At 71.4% G+C, this 24,617-nt stretch carries 18 protein-coding genes and 2 tRNA genes; 12 read left to right on the top strand and 8 right to left on the bottom strand.

The window, feature by feature from the left end:
- Positions 1 to 284: 284 nt before the first annotated feature.
- Positions 285 to 638, bottom strand: a complete 354-nt coding sequence (locus tag QP090_RS13265) for a hypothetical protein (RefSeq protein ID WP_285939064.1) — start codon at positions 636 to 638, stop codon at positions 285 to 287.
- Between the two features lie 923 nt (positions 639 to 1,561).
- Here QP090_RS13265 and QP090_RS13260 point away from each other — a divergent pair.
- The gene (locus QP090_RS13260) at positions 1,562 to 1,693 is read left to right on the top strand and encodes a hypothetical protein (RefSeq protein ID WP_285939063.1); all 132 of its coding nucleotides are present in this window, start codon (positions 1,562 to 1,564) and stop codon (positions 1,691 to 1,693) included.
- Between the two features lie 126 nt (positions 1,694 to 1,819).
- On the opposite strand, the gene QP090_RS13255 is transcribed toward QP090_RS13260, so the two are convergent.
- Both QP090_RS13255 and QP090_RS13250 read right to left on the bottom strand, forming a co-directional pair.
- Positions 1,820 to 1,893: transfer RNA gene (locus tag QP090_RS13255), tRNA-Phe, on the bottom strand.
- 21 nt (positions 1,894 to 1,914) lie between these two features.
- A tRNA-Asp gene (locus QP090_RS13250) sits at positions 1,915 to 1,992 on the bottom strand.
- Positions 1,993 to 2,334: 342 nt separating this feature from the next.
- On the opposite strand from QP090_RS13250, the gene QP090_RS13245 reads away from it, so the two are divergent.
- On the top strand, positions 2,335 to 3,756 hold the full coding sequence (locus QP090_RS13245; protein ID WP_285939062.1) for an amino acid permease: 1,422 nt from the start codon (positions 2,335 to 2,337) through the stop codon (positions 3,754 to 3,756).
- 52 nt (positions 3,757 to 3,808) lie between these two features.
- Here the strand turns inward: QP090_RS13245 and abc-f are convergent, their stop codons facing one another.
- Positions 3,809 to 5,434, bottom strand: a complete 1,626-nt coding sequence (abc-f, locus tag QP090_RS13240; RefSeq protein WP_285939061.1) for a ribosomal protection-like ABC-F family protein — start codon at positions 5,432 to 5,434, stop codon at positions 3,809 to 3,811.
- 582 nt (positions 5,435 to 6,016) lie between these two features.
- Here abc-f and QP090_RS13235 point away from each other — a divergent pair.
- The 3 genes from QP090_RS13235 to QP090_RS13225 all read left to right on the top strand — a co-directional run bounded on the left by QP090_RS13235 (position 6,017) and on the right by QP090_RS13225 (position 10,466).
- Positions 6,017 to 7,804: an adenylate/guanylate cyclase domain-containing protein gene (locus QP090_RS13235; RefSeq protein WP_285939060.1), complete on the top strand. Its 1,788-nt coding sequence runs from the start codon at positions 6,017 to 6,019 to the stop codon at positions 7,802 to 7,804.
- 135 nt (positions 7,805 to 7,939) lie between these two features.
- Positions 7,940 to 8,935, top strand: a complete 996-nt coding sequence (locus tag QP090_RS13230) for a glycerophosphodiester phosphodiesterase (RefSeq protein ID WP_285940076.1) — start codon at positions 7,940 to 7,942, stop codon at positions 8,933 to 8,935.
- A 217-nt stretch (positions 8,936 to 9,152) separates the two neighbouring features.
- Positions 9,153 to 10,466 carry a sensor histidine kinase gene (locus QP090_RS13225; protein WP_285940075.1) on the top strand — a complete coding sequence of 438 codons (1,314 nt, stop codon included), beginning with the start codon at positions 9,153 to 9,155 and terminating at the stop codon, positions 10,464 to 10,466.
- A gap of 70 nt (positions 10,467 to 10,536) precedes the next feature.
- Here the strand turns inward: QP090_RS13225 and QP090_RS13220 are convergent, their stop codons facing one another.
- A complete protein-coding gene (locus QP090_RS13220) occupies positions 10,537 to 12,159 on the bottom strand; it encodes a cyclic nucleotide-binding domain-containing protein (protein ID WP_285939059.1) in 1,623 nt (540 codons plus the stop codon).
- A gap of 877 nt (positions 12,160 to 13,036) precedes the next feature.
- Between QP090_RS13220 and QP090_RS13215 the strand changes: the two genes are divergently transcribed.
- The 6 genes from QP090_RS13215 (at position 13,037) to QP090_RS13190 (ending at position 20,858) form a co-directional block, all read left to right on the top strand.
- Positions 13,037 to 13,885 carry a helix-turn-helix domain-containing protein gene (locus tag QP090_RS13215; protein WP_285939058.1) on the top strand — a complete coding sequence of 283 codons (849 nt, stop codon included), beginning with the start codon at positions 13,037 to 13,039 and terminating at the stop codon, positions 13,883 to 13,885.
- Between the two features lie 396 nt (positions 13,886 to 14,281).
- Positions 14,282 to 14,494 (top strand): DUF397 domain-containing protein, encoded by a 213-nt coding sequence (locus QP090_RS13210; RefSeq protein ID WP_285939057.1) that lies wholly within the window; start codon positions 14,282 to 14,284, stop codon positions 14,492 to 14,494.
- A 456-nt stretch (positions 14,495 to 14,950) separates the two neighbouring features.
- Complete coding sequence (locus tag QP090_RS13205) at positions 14,951 to 15,346, top strand: esterase/lipase family protein (RefSeq protein ID WP_285939056.1); 396 nt, start codon at positions 14,951 to 14,953, stop codon at positions 15,344 to 15,346.
- A 63-nt stretch (positions 15,347 to 15,409) separates the two neighbouring features.
- Positions 15,410 to 18,262: an FAD-binding and (Fe-S)-binding domain-containing protein gene (locus tag QP090_RS13200; protein ID WP_285939055.1), complete on the top strand. Its 2,853-nt coding sequence runs from the start codon at positions 15,410 to 15,412 to the stop codon at positions 18,260 to 18,262.
- Between the two features lie 204 nt (positions 18,263 to 18,466).
- Entirely contained in the window at positions 18,467 to 18,970 is a 504-nt protein-coding gene (locus QP090_RS13195) for a GNAT family N-acetyltransferase (protein WP_285939054.1), read from the top strand.
- Between the two features lie 355 nt (positions 18,971 to 19,325).
- Entirely contained in the window at positions 19,326 to 20,858 is a 1,533-nt protein-coding gene (locus QP090_RS13190; RefSeq protein ID WP_285939053.1) for an alpha/beta hydrolase, read from the top strand.
- Positions 20,859 to 20,908: 50 nt separating this feature from the next.
- Here QP090_RS13190 and QP090_RS13185 read toward each other — a convergent pair whose 3' ends face one another.
- The 3 genes from QP090_RS13185 to QP090_RS13175 all read right to left on the bottom strand — a co-directional run bounded on the left by QP090_RS13185 (position 20,909) and on the right by QP090_RS13175 (position 23,308).
- Entirely contained in the window at positions 20,909 to 21,631 is a 723-nt protein-coding gene (locus QP090_RS13185; RefSeq protein WP_285939052.1) for a maleylpyruvate isomerase family mycothiol-dependent enzyme, read from the bottom strand.
- A gap of 276 nt (positions 21,632 to 21,907) precedes the next feature.
- Positions 21,908 to 22,531: an alpha-ketoglutarate-dependent dioxygenase AlkB gene (locus QP090_RS13180; RefSeq protein WP_285939051.1), complete on the bottom strand. Its 624-nt coding sequence runs from the start codon at positions 22,529 to 22,531 to the stop codon at positions 21,908 to 21,910.
- Positions 22,532 to 22,639: 108 nt separating this feature from the next.
- Entirely contained in the window at positions 22,640 to 23,308 is a 669-nt protein-coding gene (locus QP090_RS13175) for a pentapeptide repeat-containing protein (protein WP_285939050.1), read from the bottom strand.
- Positions 23,309 to 23,748: 440 nt separating this feature from the next.
- Here QP090_RS13175 and QP090_RS13170 point away from each other — a divergent pair, with 440 nt between their 5' ends.
- Positions 23,749 to 24,561 (top strand): SAM-dependent methyltransferase, encoded by an 813-nt coding sequence (locus QP090_RS13170; RefSeq protein WP_285939049.1) that lies wholly within the window; start codon positions 23,749 to 23,751, stop codon positions 24,559 to 24,561.
- Positions 24,562 to 24,617 lie beyond the last annotated feature (56 nt).

The raw sequence follows: 24,617 nt of genomic DNA, 5'->3' as shown, positions 1-24,617 counted from the left end.
CCGCCCCTAATGGCACGCTAATGGCACGACGCCTCGTGCTTGACCGGGCCGTTGGTCTCCTCGAAGACACATGCCGTACGGGCGCGCAACGCTCCGGGGTGCTCGTTCGCGCGAACGGCCCGCAAGGTGTGACAGACAGTCTCGCGCGAATGAGTGCCCCGGCCCGCGGGGGTCCAGGGGGCGGCGGAGCCCCCTGGTTCAGCCCCGTTCAAGTCCCACTCGGATCTTTAGGACCGACTGGCGCTGGCCCGCTCGTGGTACCCCGCCCGTCTGTGGTCGCAGGTTCACTCGTACTCGCGAGTCTTGCCGGACAGCCTCCTCCGCATCGCCCCGTACTTTCGGTGGGCTGCCTGGGGGCTGACTCCCAGAGCCTCGCCGACTTCCTTCCAGGTCGGAAGATTGTCCGCTGGCGGGCTGCTGAGGATCTCTCTGAGGAGAGCCATTCCTTGGCTAGTGTCGTCCTTCCCTGCGGTGATGAGGAAGGTTAACTGCCCCTCTAGCTGCTCAATCATGCGCGACGTCATCTTGATCCGCTCAATTAGGTCATCTGGGTCGCCCCCCTCGACCTTGATCAACCTCGTCACGAGCTTCCGGCCGACGCGCCCTAGGAAGGTCTCGAACCTCTCATTGATCTCCACATCAACATATGTTGACGCCGCCGATTCTGTTGCGCCAGAGGTTCATGATTTTCGCAGGTCAGCGGCTTATGGACTTGTGGGGCTCGGGCCTGTTTAGCCGATAGGTTCGTTGAGTCCTGCTCGACGGATCTCCCCCTCGGCATAGGTGCGTGTGGCCACGGCACCTAACGAGAGGAGGTGGGATCAGGTGACGCGGGATCGCCGCACTCGGATCAGCCGAGTTTGGTGGGTGGTAGCGCCTGCGGCTCTGACGGCTCTGGCAGCTCTTGCACAGCTGGCCGAAGCCATCGTGAGCTTGGCTCGATAGCGCAGGCACCACCACCACCACCACCGAGCCGGCCCGGCATCCTGTCGGGTCGGCTCGCCCATCTCGAACGTACGCCACCCTACGCCCGCCGTGTACCCCGCCAGCGCTCTTGAGTGAGCCGCTCTTCCTCGATAGGACGCTTCATTGGTGTAGCGGACGGGCGACGCGGCGCGGCGGGACCGGACGGGACAGGCCGCATGCCCGGCGCGCCGGGGCGGGCGGCCGCCGGCGGCCGCGGAGCGGGCGCCCTTGAAGACGTGGAGAAGAGCTTCACTTCAGCACTGCCAGCCCCGAGGTAGGAACCGACTGGACTGACGACGGCGCGAACCGCGAACAACGGCGCCTCAAGGGTCGCGCCGAGGGCGAATGGCGCCGCGTGCCCACGCCCCCGCCGCTCACGCGCATCTTGCGTGCCCACCTGCGCGACATCGGTCCCGGGCCCGGTGGTCGGTTGTTCTGGGGGGTCCGGGGAGGGGAACTGGCTGGCATCACCTACCGGCGCGCGTGGGATGCCGCCCGTCGGGCGGTGCTGAGCGATGCCGAGTATGCTTCGCCGCTCGTGAAGAGGGTCTACGACCTTCGGCACGCGTGCGTGTCCACGTGGCTCAACGGAGGTGTGCCACCGACCCGCATCGCCGAGTGGGCCGGCCACAGTGTGGAAGTCCTGCTCCGCGTCTACGCCAAGTGCATCGAGGGGCAGGACGAGACCGCCAAGCGGCGCATTGAGCAGGCGCTACGCGGCGACTGAGTTCCGCACGTATTCCGCACGGCCAGCCGCAAACCGTAGATCACAGCCGGACACAGCCGGACATGCGAGAACGGCCCCTGACCGCGTAAACGCTGGTCAGGGGCCGTTCTTCGCTGTTTGGAGAGGTGGGCAGGGGCGGGGTCGAACCGCCGACCTTCCGCTTTTCAGGCGGACGCTCGTACCGACTGAGCTACCTGCCCAACGACGCGCATCCGCACGTCTGGCGGTCCTGACGGGATTTGAACCCGCGGCCTCCACCTTGACAGGGTGGCGAGCACTCCTAACTGCTCCACAGGACCTTGCTGCTCCGAGCTTAGCGGCTCTGGAGGTGTCCCCCGACCGGGCTGGCCCGGTCTTTGGCGACGTCCGAGAGCATACGCGATGGCCGGGGGGAGCGCCAACTCGATATCGGTGGGGGTGAACGTCCTGGTGGGAGGGGGTATGGGGGAATGTGGGGATCGTCCGCTCCTGGGTGGGGCGCCGGCCATAACGGAGAGGTACCGGGCCGATACCGGATCGGTGGTGAGTTCGTTGTCTTATGGCGCGGTCGTCACCTTCTTCGCTTCTGTGGTCGGGTTTCTACCCCCTGACCGGCGTCACGGCGCTGCGGTGCTGGCGAGGACGTGAGAAAGGCCTGACATATGGATGAACCGACCTCCACGGAGGGCTATCAGCGGGGGCTCGGGACCCGGCAGGTCCAGATGCTGGCGATCGGCGGGACGATCGGCACCGGGCTGTTCCTCGGGGCCGGGGAGAACATCGCCAAGGCGGGGCCGAGCCTGATCCTGACGTACGCCGTCGCCGGGGTGATGCTGTTCTTCGTGATGCGGGCGCTCGGTGAACTGCTCACCTACCGGCGGGCGGAGGGGGGGTTCGCGGGGTACGCGCGGGAGTTCCTCGGGCCGTTCTGGGGATACGCGACCACCTGGACGTACTGGATCATCTGGGTGACGACGGGCATGGCGGAGCTGACCGCGGCCGGCAAGTACATCCAGAAGTGGTGGCCGGGTGTCGAGCAGTGGCAGACGGCGCTGGTCGCGCTGGTGGTGCTGTTCGTGGTCAACATGATCTCGGTGAAGCTCTTCGGCGAGCTCGAGTTCTGGTTCGCGATGATCAAGGTCGCGGCGATCGTGATGATGATCCTGGTGGGGATCGGCGTGCTGGTCTTCGGGTTCAGCGACGCGGGGGACACCGCCTCGGTGGACAACCTGTGGTCGCACGGCGGGTTCTTCCCCGAGGGCCTCAGCCCGATGCTGATGACGCTCCAGATGGTGATGTTCGCCTACCTGGGCGTCGAGCTGGTCGGGGTGACCGCGAGCGAGGCCAAGGACCCGGAGAAGAACATCCCGCGGGCGATCAACGCGCTGCCGATCCGGTTCGCGCTGTTCTACCTGGGGTCGCTGCTGGTGATCCTCTCGGTGGTCAGCTGGACCGAGTTCAAGGGCGGCGCGAGCCCGTTCGTGCTGGCCTTCGACAAGATCGGCATCCCGGGCGGCGGGGACATCGTCAACTTCGTGGTCCTCACCGCGGCGCTGTCGTCCTGCAACGCCGGCGGGCTCTACTCGACGTCGCGGATGCTGCGCACCGCCGGGGTGAACGGGGACGGGCCGAAGGCGCTCGCGCGGCTGAACGGCCGCGGGGTCCCGGTGCTGACCGTGGTCATCTCGGCGCTGGTGATGGGCATCGGCGTCGTGGTCAACGCGGTGGTGCCGGAGAAGGCGTTCGAGTACATCACCTCGGTGTCCACCGGCGGCGCGATCCTGGTGTGGACGGTCATCCTGGTCGCTCACATGGTCTATCGGCGCAGGTCGTCGGCCGGGCTCCTGCCCAAGTCGTCGTACCGGATGCCGGGCGCGCCGTACACGAACTGGATGGTGCTGGCCTTCTTCGTGTTCGTCACCGTGACGATCGCGTGGGAGCACGACACCCGGGTCGCGCTGTACGTGATGGCCGGCTGGCTGGCGGTGATCCTGGTCGGATGGGCCGTCCTGATGGGGACCAGGCCCGGCCGGGCCGAGGTGCCGACGGCGACCGAGCCGGTCGGCGAGAGCCTCGCCGACTGAGGCGGAGGCGGAGTGGGGCGCCCCGGCCTGACCGGGGCGCCCCGACGCGCTGCTAGGCGGCGCCGACCAGGCGTCCGTCGCGGAGTTCGGCGCGGGTGCCGGTGAAGCCGCTGCGGAAGCGGCGGTCGTGTGAGACCACGAGCAGGGAACCGCGGTACGAGTCCAGTGCGGCCTCCAGTTCTTCGATGAGGGACAGTGAGAGGTGGTTGGTGGGCTCGTCCAGGATCAGCAGGTCGGCCGGACGGGTCACCAGGCGGGCCAGCTCCAGCCGCCTGCGCTGCCCGACGGACAGGACCGTGACGGGCCGCCGGAGGTCCCGCTCCCGGAAGAGGCCGAGGGCCAGCAGGGCGTCGGCGTGGTCGTCGGGCGGGCCCGGGAGCCCCTCGGCGAACGCGGCGAGCACGCTGCCCCGCGAGCGTTCGGCCGGGAGTTCCTGGCGGAGGTACCCGATCCGTTTGGGACGTTTGACCTTGCCGTGGTCCTGCGCGAGATCGCCGGCGAGGACGCGCAGGAACGTCGTCTTCCCGGCGCCGTTCGGGCCGGTCAGGAGCGTCCGCTCGCCGGGCGCGAGGGTGAACGTCTCGATGTCGAGACGGCCGGCGACCCGTACCGCGGCGAGTTCGGCGGTGAGGCCGTCCCCCTTGCCGCCCTCGATCCGCGCGGCGAAGCGCAGCGGGTCGGGCGGACGGGGGACGGGGGCGTCGCGCAGCCGCTGCAACCGCTCCCGCGCGTTCCGGATCAGCGCGGACACCCCGCCCTCGTGCGAACGGCGGTGGCCAGTGACGCGCTGCTCCCGGGCGACGGGCCCGATCGCGCTGAGCCGTGCGGCGTTGGACTCGGCCAGCTCGGTCTGCCGCTCGATCTCGGCGAGCCAGTCGGCGTACTCCTGCTCCCAGCGGCGCCGGGCGACGGCCTTGCCCGCCAGGTAGCCGTCCCAGCCGTCGCCGTAGCGGACGACCGAGTGCCGGTCGCGGTCCACTTCGAGGATCGCGGTCGCGAACCCGTCGAGGAACGCCCGGTCGTGGGTGACGGTGACGACGGTGCCGCGGTGCGCCCGGAGCCGTTCCTCCAGCCAGGTCACGGCCCGTTCGTCCAGGTGGTTGGTGGGCTCGTCGAGCAGCAGGAGCTCGGGTGCGGCGGCGAGGACGCAGGCCAGTCCCAGCCGGGACTGCTCCCCGCCGGAGAGTCCCCCGAGCGGACGGTCGAGCGCGATGTGCCCGAGGCCGAGGCCGTGCAGCGCGGCCTCGACGCGCGCGTCGGCCTCGTAGCCGCCGCGCGCCTCGTAGGCGGCGAGCAGGTCGCCGTAGGCGGCGAGTTCGTCCGGGGACGCGTCCGCCAGCGATGCCTCGGCCTCACGCATCCGGCGCTCCAGGTCGCGTAGATCGCCGAGCGCGTGGTCGACGGCGTCGGACACGGTGAGGTCCGGGGCCAGGCCGAGCGTCTGCCCGAGATGCCCGACCCCGCCCGGTGCGGCGACGGTGACCTCGCCCGCGTCGGGTTCCTCCGCGCCCGAGATCAGCCGGAGGAGGGTCGACTTCCCTGAGCCGTTCTCGCCGATGACGCCGACCTTCTCCCCGGTCCGGATGGTGAGGGACACGCGGTCGAGCACGATGTGCCCCTCGTATCCCTTGGCGACGTCCTTGAGCGTGAGCTGTGATGTCTGCCGATGGCGGGTCATGCGACCTCCAGGTGTTCAGGCCCGGCCCGCGCGGGACCGGGTGGGCGGTGAGGAAACGGAACCGCTCACCGGGAGTCGCCCAGGGGTCGTGCTGACGGCGCGGACGCGTTGCCCAGCGTCCCTGCGTCGCGAAACGCATTCGCGAATGCGGACAAGGGAGTGGGCGTCAGTACGACGGAAACAGAAGGGGAACAACCCGGCAGCGGGTCGGGCCAGGAGAGGAACTCGCTGAGCGCCGTTCGGAACGACGGCGGCGCGAGACGCCTCTACCGCGGGACGGCGACGTCAGGAACGTCGTGCGTCAGCGCGGGAGGCTAGATGTAGTACCTCAGCTCGATGGGGTAGTAGCAGCCAGGTGATCCCATGACGGGAATCCTACCCGAGAACGTGGTTCGTCGAGGGGCGGGGCGGACGGGGCGGACGGTCCGCGGTGGCGGCGGGGCGGACGCGGTGGTGTGCTGTGGGGGTCGACATAATGACCCGTCATCCGGGCGGTGCGCCTTGATGCGATCTATCGTGAGATGTCCTTGACGTCGTCCGGCAGCCGAAGCGGGCCGCGGACCTCCTGAACGGGAGGCACATGTGAGCGGCAGGGCGGTGGCGCGCAACCTCGGCGCACGACTGGACCAGCTGCCCGGGGTGCCGCGCACCATGCTCGAGGTCCGGGTGCGGTGGGTGCTGCTCGTCGTGGTGGTGGTCGCCAACCTCACCGGATCCCTGGTCGTGCTGCTGTTCGCGACGTTCGTGGTGCCCGACCCGCCGCTCGACGACCGCGGCCACGTCCATCTGGTGAACGCGATCGCGTTCTTCAGCTACCCGATCGCCGCGGGGCCGGTCGCGCTGGCTCTCGGGCTGCGCCTGTGGCGGCCGGTCGTCCGGCTCGTCCGGGAGGGCGGCATCCCCGACCGCGGTCAAGGGCGTGCCGTGCTGCTCGGCCCGCTGCGCCTCACCCTGCTCGTCGGTGCGCTGTGGGCGGTCGGCGCCGTCGGCTGGGCGGCGCTCGACCTGACCCTGTTCACCGCTCGGCTCGCGGTGAAGACCGGGCTGACCTGCCTGCTCGGCGCGATGACGACGTCCACGATCGTGTACCTGCTGTCCGAACGGCTGCTGCGCCCGGCGGCGGCGCTGGTGCTGGCCAGCGACCAGCCGCGCCGGATCCGGCTGCCCGGCGTCACCACCCGGGTGATGCTCGCGTGGGCGCTCGGCACCGCGATCCCGGTGTTCGGCCTGATCTGCGTGGCCATCGCGGCGCTGGCCGCACCGGACATCCAGACCACCCAGCTCGCGATCACCGTCCTCGGGCTGGGCGGCGCCGCGCTGGTGGTCGGAGTGCAGGTCACCTACATGGCCACCCGGGCGATCGCGGACCCGATCAAGTCGGTGCGCACGGGCATGGCGCGGGTGGAGCGGGGCGATCTCGGCGCCGAGGTCGCGGTCTACGACGCCAGCGAGGTCGGCCAGCTCCAGGCCGGGTTCAACCACATGGTCGCCGGGCTCCGCGACCACGCGCGGCTCCGCGACCTGTTCGGCCGGCACGTCGGCGAGCCGGTCGCGGGCCTCGCCCTCGAGCACGGCGACATCACGCTGGGCGGCGAGACCCGCGAGGTGGCCGTCCTGTTCGTCGACCTCACCGGGTCCACCACGCTCGCGGAGACGCGCAGCCCGGACGAGGTGGTCGGCCTGCTCAACGCGTTCTTCGGCGTGGTGGTGAACGTGGTGGGACGGCACGGCGGATGGATCAACAAGTTCGAGGGCGACGCCGCGCTGGCCATCTTCGGCGCCCCCACCGAACTGGAGGACCCCGCCGGAGCGGTGCTCGGTGCCGCCCGCGAGCTCGCCCTGCGGCTGCGCGCGGAGGTCCCGATGCTGGATGCCGGGATCGGCGTGTCCGCGGGCCCGGTCGTCGCCGGGTACATCGGCGCCGAGCAGCGGTTCGAGTACACCGTGATCGGTGATCCGGTGAACGAGGCGGCCCGGCTCAGCGATCTGGCGAAGGGGGCGCCGGGCCGGGTGCTCGCCTCGTCCACCGTGCTGGACCTCGCGCACCTGGCCGAGGCCGAGGAGTGGGACTTGGGCAAGTCGGTGACACTTCGGGGACGCAAGCGCCAGACCCGCCTTGCCGTCCCGCGCCCGCCGACCGACGCCGAGCCGGTGCCGGTCCTCGGCGACGACCCGTCCACCCGGCGGATCCGCCTTCCCCGGCCGCTCACCCGCCGCCGGCGCCGCGGTGCCCGCAGGCTCCTGGTCGGCGCCCTGATGCTCTCCCGCGCGGCCAAGGGCACCCGCCCGGCCGACGCCGTCGCCGACTCGGGCGATGCCGATCACGACCTCACAGACCCGAAGGCCGCCGGTTCGGGTTCGCCTGGTTGAGCGTCACCGGACGAGTCCGCGGGACGGCGCCCGGCTGATCGCGCATTTTTACTGTCCGCCACTGGTTCGTCACTCTGGGGACATTGGGCACCTCAAAGGTGAGAGACGGCTTTCTCCCAGCTTTGAGAGGTGACCATGTTCCGATGGGCCGGTCCTTCCATCGCCGCTGTCGTGGCGGCCACGGCGATCACCGCCATGAGCGGCACCGCCACGGCCGCCGTCGCGCGCCCCGGACCGATCGTTCCCGCGCCCACCCCGGTGCCGGTGCCGCCCGCGCCGGGGTGGGCCGGAGTGGCGGGGGTCGCGCACCGTGGGGCGTCCGCGTATGCGCCGGAGAACACGATCGCGGCGTTCCGGCTGGCCGCTGCCCAGCGCGTGGACATGTTCGAGCTCGACGTGCAGGAGACGAAGGACCACGAGCTGGTCGTCGTGCACGACACCGGCCTGGCCCGGACGACCGATGTGGAGAAGGTCTTCCCGGGCGCGGCGCCGTGGACGGTGTCCTCGTTCACGCTCGCGCAGATCCGGAGACTGGACGCGGGGTCGTGGTTCGACGCGCGCTTCAAGGGCGAGCGGATCCCCACGCTGGGCGAGACGCTGCGCGGCATGCCCGAGGCCGGGCCGGGGCTGCTGCTGGAGATCAAGAGTCCGGCGCTCTATCCCGGGATCGAAGGGCGTATCGCGGCCGAGCTGCGCCGGAATCCCCGTTGGCTGGATCCCGACCCGCTCGGGCGGCGCCTGGTGGTGCAGTCGTTCGACTGGGATTCGATGCGCCGCTTCCACGCGCTGCTGCCCGCCGTCCCGATCGGGTTGATCGGCACGCCCACGGAGGCCGAGCTGCCCGGCCTGGCGGAGTTCGCCGACCAGATCAACCCGACGTCCGCCGATCTCACCGGGTCGCTGGTGGAGAGCGTGCACGCGCTCGGCATGGAGGTCCTCACCTGGACCGTGGACGATCCGTCCGGCATGCGCGGCGTCCTGCGGCTCGGCGTGGACGGCGTCATCAGCAACAAGCCGGACGTCCTCCGCACCGTGCTGGACGAGGGGTCCCGGGCGACCGCGCGGCAGGCGGGACTCCAGCCGGCGCGGCAGGCGGGACGTCGGCCGGTCCACCGGGCCGAGGCGGCCTGACGGAGGTCGTGCCGGGAGTGGTGCCCGGGGTTCGCGAAGGCGGCCGGGCTGGTCGGTGGGGAGGGAACGACCGGGACCGTGACCGTCCGAACCATATCTTTGACCTGTCTTGGGCCCCTTGATCCCTCACAAAGGCCGGACAGATGCCGCCCGGGTGGTTACCTCACCTTCGGGAGGTCGGGTGAACGGACGGCGCACATGGTCCATACGGGTGCGGATGACCCTGATGGCCGCCGCGATCACGGCAGTGATCTGTGTCGTCGTGAGCGTGCTGATCACCACCGGGGTGCGCGGCCGAGCGGCCGACTACAAGCGGGAGCGGGCCACCGAGGCCGCGCTGGAGGTCGTCGCCCTGCTCAAGCGCGAACGGCTGCCGCGGACCCTGCGTCCGAGGGGCGTCTCCGCCCTCCAGGTGATCGATCCCCAGGGCCGGGTGCTCGCCGACAGCGGCGGGCTGGGCGACCGGCCGGTCGCCTCGTTCCAGCCGCCTCCCGACCGGGTGTACGACCAGCGGCTGCTCTGCCCGCCCACCGGCCTGGACGGCTGCATGAACGTGATCGCGTTCAGGGTGTACGAGCCGGACGGCGACTGGACCGTCTACGTCGCCGACCGGGCGATCCCCTGGTACGTCAGCGGTCCCTTGTGCGTGTTCCTGATCAGCATCGGGCTGCTGGTGACCCTGCTGGTGTCGCTGCGGACCTGGCGGACCGTGGACCAGACGCTCGCCCCGGTGGACGCGATCAGGGCCGAGCTGACCGAGATCACCGCGACCAAGTCCGGCCGGCGGGTGCCGGTGCCCGAGACCCGGGACGAGATCCGGCTGCTGGCCGAGGCCGCCAACGCCACCCTGGACCGCCTCGACGCCGCCCTGGAACGGCAGCGGCGCTTCACCTCCGACGCCTCCCACGACCTGCGCAGTCCGATCACCGCCGCGCGGGCGCAACTGGAGGAGGCGCTGCTGTACCCCGACGACGTGGACTGGCCGCAGACCGGACGGTCGGTGCTGCAAAGCCTGGACCGGCTCCAGGCGATCGTCACCGACCTGCTCGAACTGGCCCGGCTGGACGCCGAGGCGTGGACCGGCGAGGAGTCGGTCGACCTGGCCGCCCTGGCCTCCATCGAGCTGGCCAGGGCGGACCGGAGCAAGCGGATCGTCACGCACGTCCAGGAGAACGTGACCGTGCGCGGCGACCGGCTGAAGCTGGTGCGGCTGTTCACCAACCTGCTCGACAACGCCGAACGGCACGCCGATTCGCGCATCGACATCACCGTCCGCGCCGAGGGGGACACCGCCGTCCTGGAGGTGGCCGACGACGGTGTCGGCGTCTCGCCGGGCGACCGCGAGATGGTCTTCCAGCGGTTCGCCCGGCTCAGGGAGGGACGCGAACGGGACGCGAACGGCACCGGCCTCGGCCTCCCGATCGCACGGCAGATCGCCGAGGCGCACGGGGGCGGCCTCACCATCGAGGACAGCCCCCGCGGCGCCCGTTTCGTCCTGAGCATCCCTCGGAACAACGGCGCCGACCACTGACCCCGTCCCGACTCTCTCCCCGTCCCCGTCCCCGTCGTGGTTCTCGTCGGGCGTGCTCCGTCCGGACGGCTCAGACCGTTGTGGTGATCTCAGGTGGCGGAGGCGGGACGACGGCCTGGGAGAGGTACATCCAGCCGGTCAGGTCCGACTCCTTCACCTTGCAGCGGACGGGGTGGTACTCGGCCGGATCCACCTGGCCGGGGGCCTGTGCGACGACCGTCTCGTAGACGAAGGCCGAGGCGATGAATCCGAGGTCGGACTGGGAGAGGGCCAGCCAGTCCTTGAAGATCTGCGCCTCCAGCAGCCGCGCGGTGTGGATGATGGCCGAGCCCGACACGCCCTCGTCGTCGCGCTCGACCGGGCCGACGTGCAGCGCGGCGCGCAACTGGATGCGGACCGCGGCGCCGGCCTGGTGGTTGTGCAGCCGCAGTCCCGCGGTGAGCAGCGCGAGCATGGGGGCGACGATCGACCGGGTCGGCATGCTGGGTGGGATGACGATGAGCGCGCCGTCGCCGCGGTCCTCGCGGTGGCAGGCGTCCCAGGACAGCCCGGAGCGCTCGAACGCCTGGCGCAGTTGGTCGTACATCACCCGCCGCACGGTCCGGCGGTCGCCGTCGTTGCGGTGCGGGCCTCCGAATCCCGCGATGTCGGTGTACAGGACGGAGCACATCTGCCCGTCCCACTCGGGACGCGCGGCGACCGGGGCGGCCGATGCGCGCGCGGGCCAGGCCGTGTCGACGTACGGCATCGGCGAGGCGCGGTAGGAGCACGGCGGCGACGGTGCCGGACGCGCCTCGGCGGTGCGCGAGGACCCTGGGGTCAGGGCGACGTGCGCCCTCGCCCGCCCCCACGAGGGCAGCGCGTAGGGGGCGCCGGGGCGCTCCCCGTACAGCGCCTGCGCGCCGTCGTAGAGCGTGTGCGGTTCGCCGAACGGCGCCTGACGGCCGAGGTCCTCGATCAGGCGGTCGCACGTCTGCCGCTTCAGCACGGCGAGGACGCCCAGGTGGGCCTGGAGGATCGCGGTGAACTCCGCCGCCGGCAGGCGGAGAGCGTGGACGTCGTCGAGCGCCATGACGGTGGCGGAGCGCCGTGGCAGCGACAGCGCGGCGTGCTCCCCGATCAGGTCGCCGGGGCCGCGCATCGCGATGATCTGGTCGTGGTCCGCGCGCCGCACGCAGATCTTGACCCAGCCCGCGCGGATCACCAGGACATGGTCGGCGAACTGCCCTTCGTGCCACAGCACGTCCCCGGCGGGAAACGCCTCCAGCGCCGCCGACGCGGCCACCGCCGCCTGCTCGACGGAGGTCAGGGCGGACCAGAAGCGGATGGGACGGGGCTGCCCGGTGTGCGGCTCCCAGTGAGCGGGCTGGACGGGCGGGGCGGCCGGCGAGGGCTGGACGTGCTGGCCGGGGTGGACGGCGGGCAGGCCGACCTGCCCGGGTTCACTGGCCTGGCCGGCGACGGTGGGCTCAGCGGGTTGGCCGGCGGGCTGACCGGGCCGTCCGGGCTGGACGGACTGGACGGGGTGCCGGGCGGCGGGCTGGGTGCCGGACTGTGCGGTGGGCTGGGCCGGCCACTGCTGGGCGTGTGCGCGGTCGCGGAGGAGCTGGGGCGGGTGGACGGCGTCCGGAGCGTGCCGGGGCGCACGGGTGATCAGGTCGGGGTCGTGCCGATGGACCGGGCCGGCCATCATCGCGCCCTCCCTTCGGCGGCGTCGTCCTCGCCCGCCGCGGCCCGCTCCGCGGTGGCGGAGGGCCGGACGGCGGGGACCGCCGCGTCATGCCTTGCTGCTGACGTGTGGTCTGCGGGGTGGCCGTTGATGGTCAGGGGACGAAAGCGGTCAGTTGACATGTCGAGAACCCCAAGTCGCGGAACACGTCTCCCGCCGAAATGATCCATTGTCGTGCGGTGTCCGGAGGGGGACCGTCCGGGGGAGGAAGTCGTGCCACCTATGGCCTGAACCGCGTGATCGCGGTTAGACTGGGGGAGGCCGTTGGGATTGTTTTACCTGGTCAGAACGGTGCAGCGGCATGGTCGCGGCGCAGTTCGACGGGCCGGGGAAAGCGCTCCCAAGGGTCCCGAGGAGCCGCTCCCCGCGCTCCGCCGATCCTCTCGGCTCGCAACCTGTGATCGGCGGGTGGCGGGGGGCGGCTCTATTTATTTGTGTCGAAATGACGAATGATCGGCGTCCGTTTCGACCTCCTGAGTCGTGCGTCTCCTGCGTCTCGCCGGATGCGCGGGCCGCCGTGCGCCGGCCGGCCCCTGACCCAGCGTCATATCTCTGTGCCTCCAGCAGGCAGGGTGCACTATGTCTATGCGAACCCTGCTAATCTGCTACCTAGCACGGTACAACATAGTCCGTCGACATGCAGCACCGTAGAAGCTGGCGATGTTGATATGGCGCACCTGAGCAGGCAGTTCCCGGGACTTCTCGGCCCCGTGGGGCGGAGGTACGTGCCGGTGTGGCGCCCTCTACTTCGCCAGCTCCCCGAACGCCATGTGGCAGGCGAGTCCATAGCACCGACAACTCAGAGCGAGCGATATCTATGGCCAGTGACCAGGGACCCATCGTGCAGAGCGCGTTGCTGCGAACCGAGCTCGTCCGGCTCCGCAAAGAGAAGGGGATGACGCAGGAGCAGGTCGCGCGGTCGCTCGAGTGGTCGCCGTCCAAGCTGATCCGGGTCGAGGGCGGCAAGAACGCCATCACCAGGACCGACCTCCAGGCACTGCTGACGACCTACGGGGTGACCTCGGAGAGCCGGCAGGAGCGGCTCCAGTCCCTGGCCCGCGGGGCGCGCGAGCCCGCGTGGTGGAACGCCTACCGCGGCGAGTTCGAGGACACCTTCCTGAGCTTCGTGGGCTACTCGGCGGGCGCCTCGTTCATCCGGCACTTCCACGGGGCGGTGGTCCCCGGGCTGCTCCAGACGCAGGAGTACGCCGAGGTCCTGGCCACCGGCATGGTCAGCTCGACGGCGCAGGCGTTCGGGGCGAGGCTGCGGATGCAGCGCCAGCGCGAGCTCGCCGCCCGCGAGAGCCCGCCGCGGCAGTACTACATCCTCGACGAGGCCGTGATCCGCCGGCATGTGGGCATCGGGATCGACCCGGTCATCATGCCGAACCAGCTCAAGCACATCGCCGACTCCGCGGAGCGGCTCGACGAGCTGACCGTCCGGGTCCTGCCGTTCAGCGTCGGCGCGCACCTGGGGGTGCACGGGCCGTTCACCGTCCTGGAGTTCGAGGGCGGCCTCGGGGACCTCCTCTACCTGGAGGGCAGGCCCGGCAGCAGCTCCCTGATCACCGGCGACGACCCGCGGATCTCCGAGTACCGGGACAGCTTCGAGTCGCTCTTCGACGAGGCGCTCCCCGCGGACCAGTCGATCGAGCTGATCCGCAATTCGGCCGAGGAGCTGATGGCCTGACCGGGGCGGCCCACGACCCCGGCGCCCGCGGCGAACCCGGCACCCCCGCCAGGGCCGCGGGTGTCGCCGGCCCCGCCGGTCTCGGCTCCGCGGGCGCTTGTGCCGGGCCGTCCGGCGCCGGCCCGGTCCTCGACGACCCGATCTTCATTTTCCCGTCCGACCCATCCGGAGGTGACCGCCGTATCGGACATCCATAAGGCGAGCGGGCCACATAGCACGGAGAGTGATCTTGTGTTCCCGGTGTAGGCGGGATAACTAGAACCGTTTACACTCGTGATCGGGAAAATTTCCACAAGGTCGTGGTTTGTTATGCCCTGCTTGACTTCGGGTGGGCGGGTGCTCTTGTCCGATCGGTTGGCGAGACCGCGCCCACCAGCAATGGATGGAGGTTGCTGGATGGTCTATCAGTCAATTCGGGGGCCGGAACTCAACTGGCGCAAGAGCAGTGCGAGCGCGCCGGCTGACGAGTGCGTGGAAGTGGCGGCGCTCGGACCGTCGGTGCTGATTCGCGACTCGCATGATCACTCTGCGGGCACGCTCGTTCTCGATCCGGCGCAGTGGCGCGCGTTTGTGGGCGGCATCCGGGACGGAGCCCGGGGCGACGGTTGAGCCGGGCGACTCTGATCCGGCGCGCCGGGCGGGAAGGGCAGGCCGCCGCCGTCCGGGAGTGACCGGGATCCACCGCTCGTCCTCGCTGGGGCGGGTGCTCGTTGGGGGTTGACGACGCCGCGTCCGGCACTCGATGCGTTCCGGTGAACGCGTAGGGTGACGGATCGGCGCGCTCGTCGGCCCCTCTGCCGTCTATTGGACGCGGGCGGTACCTGCGGCACCGGCGGTACCTGCGGTGCGGGCGAGGCGGAGCGCTGCGGACCCGGCACGGGCGGTGCGGGCGGTGCGGCGCGGGTTCGGTTCGGCGGCTCTGGCGCTCGGGCTCGGCGCCGCGTCGATCGCGGGACCAGCCCCGGCGGGTGCGGATACCGATAAGTATCCGGTCGGCGATGTGGGTGTGGCCTTGGAGAACTTCTTCTCCCATCCGGACGCGGTCGCCGGGGCCAACGACTGGTCGTGCGAGCCCGCGCCACCTTCGTCAACATGGGCGCCGACTGGGCGGTGCTGTCCCCGATGCTCGCCAACGCGGGCTACCGCGTCTTCGCCTTCAACTACGGCATGGCCCCGTTTTCGGCCGACCGGATCGGCGGGATGGCCGACATCCCCGCCTCGGCGCAGGTGATGAGCGCGTTCGTCGACCAGGTGCTGGCCTCGACCGGCGCCGCCAAGGTCCGCCGGTTCGTCGCGCTCGCGCCCGGCAACATCCTGATCCAGGACCAGTGCCCGCAGGACTTCGTCGGGCATGTCGGGATGTTCAACGATGGTCCCGTCCTGCAGAACGTCCTGAACGCACTCGGGCCGGACGAACCCGGCTTCCTGGTGGTGTGCGCCGGCTTCGGGCTTCCCGTGTAAAACACCGCTTCTTCCTGCGGCTACGCGCTTACCGAGTGGGGGACGGGCACCTACGCTGGGGGCGTGTCTGATCATGCTCACCGGCTGGCCGCTGCGCTCCCTGGGGTGTTTCGCACCGACCTGACCACGCGTACCGCCTACTCGTCCGACGCCTCGATCTTCCGGCAGGTGCCGGTGGCCGTCGCCGAACCTCGCTCGACCGAGGATCTGACCCGGATCCTGGAACTGACCGCCGCGGAGGGACTGCCGCTGACCATGCGCGGCGGTGGCACCTCGATCGCGGGCAACGCGGTCGGGACCGGCGTCCTCGTCGATACCTCCCGGCATCTGACCCGCATCAAATCGATCGATCCCGACTCCCGTACCGCGGTCGTCGAGCCCGGCGTGGTGCTCGACGACCTGCGCGCCGCCGCCGGGCGGCACGGGCTGACCTTCGGTCCCGACCCGTCCAGCCATTCGCGCTGCACGATGGGCGGGATGATCGGCAACAACGCCTGCGGGTCGCACAGCGTGGCCTGGGGGATCACCTCCGCGAACGTCGAGGCGGTCCGCATGCTGCTGCCCGGCGGCCGGGAGCTGGCGGCCGGCCCGGGGACGTCCGGCGACGCGGCGGTCGACGCCGAGCTGACCGCGCTCCGCGACGCGCACCTCGGGCCGCTGCGCACCGAGCTCGGCCGCTTCAGCCGGCAGGTGGCCGGCTACGGGCTGCACCACCTGCTGCCGGAGAACGGCTTCGACGTGGCCAAGGCCCTGGTCGGCGCGGAGGGGACGGTCGGGCTGGTCACCGAGGCCACCGTCCGGCTGGTCCCGGTGCCCGGCGCCCGGGCTCTCGCCGTCCTCGGCTTCGAGGACGTGTACACCGCCGCCGAGCTGGCCCCGTTCGCCGCCGCCGCCGGGGCGCTGACCGTGGAGGGGATGGCCTCCGACCTGCTCACCGCGCTGCGCCTCCAGCCGGGCCGCGCGGACGCGGGGTCGAACCTGCCGCCCGGCGGCGGCTGGCTGTACTGCGAGGTCGGCGGCGACACGGCGGCCGAGGCCCGCGACGCCGCGCACGCCCTGGCCGAGGTCGTCCGCGAACGGGCGCCCGGCATGACCTCCGTCGTCGTCGACGACCCCAAGGAGATGCGGGCGCTGTGGTGGATCCGGGAGGCTGGCTCCGGGATCGTGACCCGCCTGCCGGACGGAAGCGAAGCGTGGCCGGGCTGGGAGGACTCCGCCGTCCCCGCCGGCCGGCTCGCCGGATACCTGCGCGACCTGTACGGGCTGATGGGCGAGCACGGGCTGCGCGGCGTCCCGTACGGGCACTTCGGAGAGGGCTGCCTGCACCTGCGGCTCGACTTCGACCTGCAAGAACCCAAGGGCCTCGCGGTCTACCGGAGCTTCATGACCGACGCCGCGCGCCTGGTGATGTCCCATGGGGGATCGGTCGCCGGAGAGCACGGCGACGGCCGCGCCCGGTCCGAGCTCCTGAAGGAGATGTACTCGCCCGAGCTGCTCGGGGCCTTCCGCGCGTTCAAGAACACCTTCGACCCGGACGGCGTGCTCAACCCCGGTGTGATCGTCGACCCGGCGCCGCTGGACGCGGACCTGCGCCCCGGCCCCGGCCGCGACGCTCTGAAGATCACCCCCGTGCACGCGCTCGCCCGCGACGGCGGCTCGTTCGCCGCGGCGGTGCACCGCTGCGTCGGCGTCGGCGCCTGCCGCAACCTGGACACCGGCTCGATGTGCCCCTCGTTCAAGGTCACCCGGGACGAGGTGCACTCGACCCGCGGCCGGGCCCGGGTGCTCGCCGAGATGCTGCGCGGCGAGACGATCAAGGACGGCTTCCGGTCGGAGGAGGCGCTGGAGGCGCTCGACCTGTGCCTGTCCTGCAAGGCGTGCGCGAACGACTGCCCGGTGAACGTCGACATGGCGACCTACAAGGCCGAGTTCCTGCACCGCCACTACGCGGGCCGCTTCCGGCCGATGGCGCACTACTCGATGGGCTGGCTGCCGCTGTGGTCCCGGCTGGTGGCGAGCGTCCCCGGTGCGGCCCGGACGGCGAACGCGGTGCTGTCGGTGGACCGGGTCGCCTCGCTCGTCAAGCGCGCCGGCGGCATCGAGCCGCGCCGGGAGATGATCCGGTTCGCCTCGCCGACGCTGCGCGACTGGTTCCGTAAGACGCACCAGGGACCGAAGCCGGGACGCGCGGGAACCGTCGTGCTCTGGCCCGACACGTTCACCAACTACCACGCGCCCGAGACCGGGCAGGCCGCCGTCGAGGTGCTGGAGGCGCTCGGCTACCGGGTGCTGATCCCGCCGGGCCGCGTCTGCTGCGGGCTGACCTGGCACTCCACCGGCCAGCTCACCGTCACCCGGCAGGTGCTGCGGCGGACCCTCGACATCCTGCGGCCCGCACTCGACGCGGGCCTGCCGATCGTCGGGCTGGAGCCGTCCTGCACGGTGATGCTGCGGGACGAGGCGCCCGAGCTGCTGCCGGACGAACCGTACGCCGAACGGCTCGCCGGCAGCACCGTGACGCTGGCCGAACTGGTCGCCGCGCACGAGGGCGACTGGCCGTTCGAGAAGCTCGACCTTCCCGCCATCGCCCAGGTGCACTGCCACCAGGAGGCCAAGGGGTCCTACGACCCAGATCTCGCCGTGCTGGAGCGGCTCGGCGTCGACCCCGACGTCATTGGCGCCGGATGCTGCGGCCTGGCGGGCAACTTCGGCTTCGAGACCGGCCACTGGGAGGTCTCGCAGGGCTGCGCCGAACGCGAGCTGTACCCGAAGGTGCGCGCGGCGGACGACGACGAGCTGGTCCTCGCCGACGGATTCTCCTGCCGCACGCAGATCGCCCAGGGCACCGACAACCGGGGCGTCCACCTCGCCGAGGTCCTGCGCCGAGCCCTACCGGGAGGAAAGAAGCCACGATGACCGAACGCGCACGGGCGCATGCCTGAGCCCACCCCGACCCCGGGTCCGATCCCGGGTCCGATCCCGGGTCCGATCCCGGGTCCGATCCCGGGGCCGAGGTCGGGGCCGAGGTCGGGCCCGGGGGCGGCGCCGAGCCGCGGGCCGGGGTCGGCCTCGGGCCAGGGGACGGGGCGCCGCGCTGTGCCCCGGCCCGTGCGGTTTGCCGTGCCCGGCGACGCGGCGGCGCTGCTCGGCCTCCAGCACGCGCTGGACGACGAGTCGCGCTTCATGCTGTTCGAACCGGACGAACGCGACCATGACCCGGCCCGCCTCCGGCACCGGCTCGAAGCCCAGGCGGGCGGCACCGACCCGTCCTACACGGTCGTCGCGGACGCGGACGCGGACGCGGAGGGAACGGACGAGGCGCTCGCCGGGTACGTCGGCGTGACCGTGAGCCCGCTCGCGCGTTCGCGGCGGACGGGCTACGTCGTGATGGGAGTCCGGGCGTCGCACGCACGCCGCGGGATCGGCCGCGCGCTGCTCGGCGCGGCGGCCGAGGCGGCCCGGCGGCGGGGCCTGCGACGGCTGGAGCTGGTCGTGATGACGCACAACCATGCCGCCCTGAATCTCTATCTGACCTGCGGATTCGTGGTCGAGGGGCTCCGGCGGTCGGGGCTGGAGATCGATGGCCGCCCCGTCGACCAGTACCACATGGGCCTGCTCTTCTAGCGCGCCGGCCTCCGGTCGGCCGGACGGCGTCCGGCCCGGGATTCACCGACCCTGAGCTGACCCTGGCCCCACCCTGAGATGACCCTGGTCGTCCCCTTCCTGGGGGTTCGACGGGCCTAACGTGATCGGTGATCGTCACGTCCCAGGGCCGTCGAGCTGCCACTCGGCGGTCCGGCATCAGGGCCGAGCGGCCTCAGGCCGCGGACGACACCTCACAGGAACGCTCCTCCAGGGAAGGGACAGATCTCGCATGATGCGTGAAGGCACCCCGGCCAGTGGCCGGCCGGACGACGGAGGGCCGCACGGCGGGGAGCCGCGCGTGGCCGGCGCGCCGAGGGGGCGGAGGCTGCGGCGCTTGGCCGTCGGGGGCCTCGCCGTCGCCGCGGCGGGCACGATGGCGGCCGTCGGCGGCCTGGTGCTCACCGGACCGTCCGCGGTGACCGGCAGCCTGGCCGCGTCGTCCGGCGGAGCGGCGGCGCCGTCCGGCGGCGGCACGTCGGCGTCGTCGATCAAGTGGGAGCCGTGCGAGAACGGCGCCGAGTGCGCGACGTTGCCCGTGCCGGTCGACTGGGCGCACCCGGACGGGCAGAAGTTCGGCCTCGCGCTCGCGCGCCGCAAGGCCACCGACCCGAAGGCCCGAGTCGGCACGCTCGTGTTCGGGCCCGGCGGTCCGGGTGACGTCGGCGCCGGCCGGGTCGTGGAGAATCCCGACCGGTTCAGCAAAGAGATCCAGCGCCGGTTCGACATCGTGGGCCTCGACCCGCGCGGAGTCGGCAAGAGCAACCCGGTCGTGTGCTCGACCACGCTGCTGGCCGCCCGGCCCTCGCCGCTGATGACCGGGCAGGCCGACTTCGAGGCCACCGTCGCCTACAACAACGAGCTGCGGAAGGACTGCCGGGCCCGCACCGGCCCACTGGCCGACCACGTCGACACGCTCAGCATGGTCCAGGACCTCGAGGCGCTCCGGAAGGCGCTCGGCGAGGGGAGGCTGAACTTCCACGGCAGCTCGTACGGGACGCTGCTCGGGGAGCAGTACGCCGAGAAGTACCCGGGCCGGATCCGCGCGATGCTGCTGGAGAGCGTGGTCGACCACAGCCTCCCGAACGCCCGGCAGTTCCTGAAGACCCAGGCGGCCACGGCGCAGGACTCGTTCGACGAGTTCGTGAAGTGGTGCGCGTCCGACACCGGGTGCGCGCTGCACGGACGCGACGTGCGCGCCCTCATGGCGGACCTGCGCGCCAAGGCGGAACGGGGCGAGCTGACCGATCCGTCCAACCCTGCGAAGAAGGTGCAGCCGGTCCAGCTCGTCGAGAAGGTGTTCCGCAAGCTCTACGGTCCGGACTACCAGGCCATCGCGACCTACCTGGCGGGCTTCGACGCCGCCCGTCCGGCGGAGCGTCCGGCCGGGCGGACCGCGAGCGCGCCCGCCGAGCAGCCGGTGAAGGCGGCGGAGGCCACCACGGCGGACCCGTTCCTGTCGGTCTTCTGCTCGGACTGGAGCCTGCCGGCGCGGAACTACCGGGAGTACGCCGCGAACGCGCGCGTAATGGCCAGGACCGCGCCGGACCTGCCGTACACGCGCCCGCTCCTCGCCGCGGCCGGGTGCCTCGGCGCGCCGCAGCCGGTCAGCAACCCGCAGCACCGGCTGAAGGTGCGGGGCAGTGCGCCGATCCTGCTGGTCAATGGGCTGCACGACCCGGCCAGCGGCTACGCGTGGGCGACGAACGCCGCCAAGCAGATGGGCCGTTCGGGCAGGCTGCTCACCTACGAGGGCGCCGGACACGGCAGCGCCCGCAGCGGCCCGTGCATGGAAAGCGCGACCGACGCGTACCTGGTGTCGCTCACCCTTCCTGCCAACGGCGCCCGCTGCCCGGCCGTCAGCTCGTAAATCGGACCGTCCGCCGAGTCCGCCCGTCCTCTCTAGAAGAGCCTTCCTCTCTAGAAGAGGAAGGGCGGGCTCGGCAGTGGCGTCCCGTCGTCCGTCTTGAGACCGTCGCCGTTCGAGCGGCCCATCAGCCACGCCAGTAGCGCCGCCTGTGGGCCCCGCACGATGGTGGAGCCGTCCCCGTACTGGATGCCGGTGTCGATGGCGTGCAGCCGTATCCGCAGGGCCTCCGCGTCCTCGCGCTGGGCGAACGACGTGACGACCCGTCCGAGCAGCCGGGCGGTGAACTCCGGCGGCCAGTGCGCCGGGGTGAAACCGCCGCCGAGGTCGACATGGTGGACGAGCACCTCGGTCAGCCGCGCGTCGGCGGCGCGCACGGCGGGACGGCGGACCCCGGACGTCCACTGCACGACGTGCTCCCACGCCTCCGCGGGCATGAGCGCGTACGCGGCGGCGAACCGGTCGGCCGCCGCGCGGACGTCGGCGACCAGCTCGCCGGCGCCGCGTCCCGACCCCGCCTCGATCTCCGCCGCCCTGGCCTCCATGCTGGGGTACTCATGCGACTCCTCGCCCGTACGCGCCCAGGTCAGCAGCCGGGTGCCGCCGTCGGCGTTGCGGGCGAGGTGGGTCAGCACGTGCCCGCGCGTCCAGCCGGGCAGCAGGGACGGCGCGCGCATGTCGGCGTCGTCCAGCCGGGCGGCGCCGGCGAGCAGGTCATCGGTCGCCGAGGCGATCTGCCCGAGCACCGGCGCGGGGTCGAAGGGAGCATCGTCCATCCGTCCATCCTCGTCCTTCGCGGCCGACCGCACATGCAGACCGCCGCACCGTCGCCAAATGTGCGCGTTTTCGGTGGTGCAGCCCGCTCCAGCAGGAGTCCCGTCAGGTGCTGCGGCCGGGCAACTCCCAAGCGTGCGGTGTTCCGGGGTCGAGCATCAAGGCGAACCCCGCGGGGAGCAGGCCGAGAAGATCCCCGCTGCTTCCGGCGGTTCTGAGATCGTTCGCAGGAGGAAGAGCTGGTAGTCGGGCGGGAATCGAGTCGGGTGGACGATTCTTCAGCGCACGCCGCGGGGGCGGAACTGGATACTGATGCGGGGGCCCAGGGCGCGGGCGCTTTTGGGGATGGCGTGTTCCCAGGTGCGTTGGCAGCTGCCGCCCATGACGATGAGGTCGCCGTGGCCCAGGTCGTTGCGGTGGGTGGGGCCACCGGTGCGGGGGCGGAGCAGGAGCGAGCGGGGGGCGCCGACCGAGACGATCGCGATCATGGTGTCGTGGGTCTTGCCGCGGCCGATGGTGTCGCCGTGCCAGGCGACGCTGTCGCGGCCGTCGCGGTAGAGGCAGAGGCCGGCGGTGCGGAACGGTTCGCCGAGCTCGGGGGCGTAGCGTGCGTCGAGGGCCCGCTTGGCTTCGTCCAGGACGGGGTCGGGCAGGGCGTCGCCCTCGTCGTAGAAGGCGAGGAGGCGGGGAACGTCGACCGTCCGGTCGTACATCCGGCGGCTCTCGGCGTGCCACGGGACGGTGTGGAGCAGCCGCTCGAAGAGGGCGTCGGCGCCCGCGATCCAGCCCGGGTGGACGTCGATCCAGGCTCCGTGGGCGAGGTGCGTCCGCCGGACGTCCAGGGGCCGCGGGCCGGCCTCGCCCGGATCGTCCAGCAGCGAGCCTTGGAATGCGCCTGTCATGGCGTCCAGGCTACCCCCTGGGCGAACGTGTGTTCGAAGGCCGCCGGTGGTCGCAGAAGCGTCCGCCTCCTCCGCGCCTGGTTCGGCTCCGGCGGCTTCACCTCACCGTCAGTCCTCGATGGTGATGCCTAGTTCGGCGGTGAGGCTTGACAGGAGGCCGGGGGCGTCGGCGGCGGTGACGGTGACGCCGCGGAGGCTCTGCACTCCGCCGATGCCGCGCAGGTCGCAGTCGGTGATGCGGGTTCCGGTCATGTCGGCGCCGCTGAACTGGGCGCCGCTCAGCCGGCAGCCCTCGAACCGGGCGCCGCGCAGGTCGGCGTTCTGGAAGGTGGCGGCCTCGAGGTTGCAGTCCCGGAACACCACCCGCCGGAGCGTGCTGAAGCGGAAGCCCGCGAGGTCGGCCCGGCATGACTCGAACAGGACGTCCTGCAACCCGCAGTCGCTGAAGGCGGCGCCGGTGAGCCGCGATCCGTCGATCGCCGTCGTGAAGATCCGGCAGTTGGCGAGCCGGACGTTGGCCAGGTCGCAGCTTCTGAACACGACGTCGTTGAGGGTGGCGCGTTGTAGTGCGGTCGCCGACAGGCGCGTCCCGCTGAATGAGCAGCGCTCGAACTCGGTGTCCTCCGCCTCGCTTCCCACCAGGTCCACCGCACCGAACGCCGTCGACAGGTAGACGCCGTCGTCGGCGAGGTCGCCGGTGGTGGTGGCGAGGGTGGTGGGGAGCTTGGGCGCGGTGGGCTCCTTGAGCTTTTTCGGCGCCGTACGTTGCGAGGGCATGCGCCCGACCGTACAAGCGCCGGCGCCCCTTCGCGCCCCCGGTGGCCGGTGTGCGGGTGATCCGGGCCGGGGGAATTGATGATCTTTTCGGGCGGCCTCTGGGCGTGGAGGTGGTCTTCCTGAATGGTGATATTGCGGTGCCCGAATCGAAGGGAGGGTGTGCACTCCAGGGCCTGTCTGGATTGTAAAGATATGGGGCCAGTGTGGTGAAGTGGGCGGTCCGAGTGTGCTGGTGTTCCTGGTGGTGAGTGGGAGAGAGGGGTGGTTGTCTGGGGTTTTGCCTACTTGGCTGGGGCTTGGGGGATTTTGATTATGTGCATCCGTAAAAGCGGTGAATGGGAGTGGGGAGTGTCCGAATTCCGCGTTCCCGGCGGGGTGCTCGGGGCGAGGTCTAGGTTGGGGGAATCAGGAGGCAGGACTGCTGGAAGGAACGCCGGACCATGACCGATGGCCCCCCCGACCCGGCGCAGGGTTCGCAAGCGAAGATCAATACTGACGTTCCGCAATCGGCCCGGATCTGGAACTACTGGCTCGGCGGGACCGACAACTATGAGGTCGACCGGGCCGCAGGTGACCAGTATGTGGCGCTGTATCCCGGGATCGTGGAGATAGCCCGGTCCGGGCGGTACTTCATGGATCGCGCCATCCGGTACCTGGCCGGGGAGCACGGCATCCGCCAGTTCATGGACTGCGGGACCGGGCTGCCCACGCTCGACAACACCCATGAGATGGCCCAGCGCGCGGCCCCCGACTCGCACATCGTGTACGTCGACAACGACCCGCTCGTGCTCGCGCACGCGCGTGCACTGCTGACCAGCACGCCCGAGGGCACCACCACCTACATCGACGCCAGCCTGCACGATCCCGACGCGATCATGGAGCGGGCCGCGGCGGTGCTGGACCTGTCCAAGCCGGTGGCGCTGCTGCTGGTCAACGTGATGGGGCACATCGTCGATCCGGACGAGGCCCTGGCGGTCGCGCGGGGGCTGCTGCGCCCGCTCGCCTCCGGCAGCTTCCTCATCCTGGACGACTGCACCGACACCCATGCGGGGTTCAACGCGGCGCAGAAGGTGTACGACGACACCGGCGCGATCCCGTTCAGGCTGCGCAGCCCGGAGTTCATCGCGGGCTACTTCGACGGGCTCGAGCCGGTCGAGCCGGGACTCGTGCAGAGTCCGCGGTGGCGTCCCGAGGTGGAGGGGATCGACACCGAGGACCTGCCCACCCTGTGCGGGGTGGCGCGCAAGCCCTGACGGGACGGGCGCCCTGGCCGGAGCCGCGGGCGGGGCGCCGTCCGCCGGTGTGGCGC

Origin of the sequence: Actinomadura xylanilytica (assembly GCF_030283145.1) — a bacterium.
Lineage (GTDB): Bacteria > Actinomycetota > Actinomycetes > Streptosporangiales > Streptosporangiaceae > Spirillospora > Spirillospora xylanilytica.
Note: the sequence above shows the minus strand (reverse complement) of the source record. Positions and strands in the feature narration are given on the sequence as shown.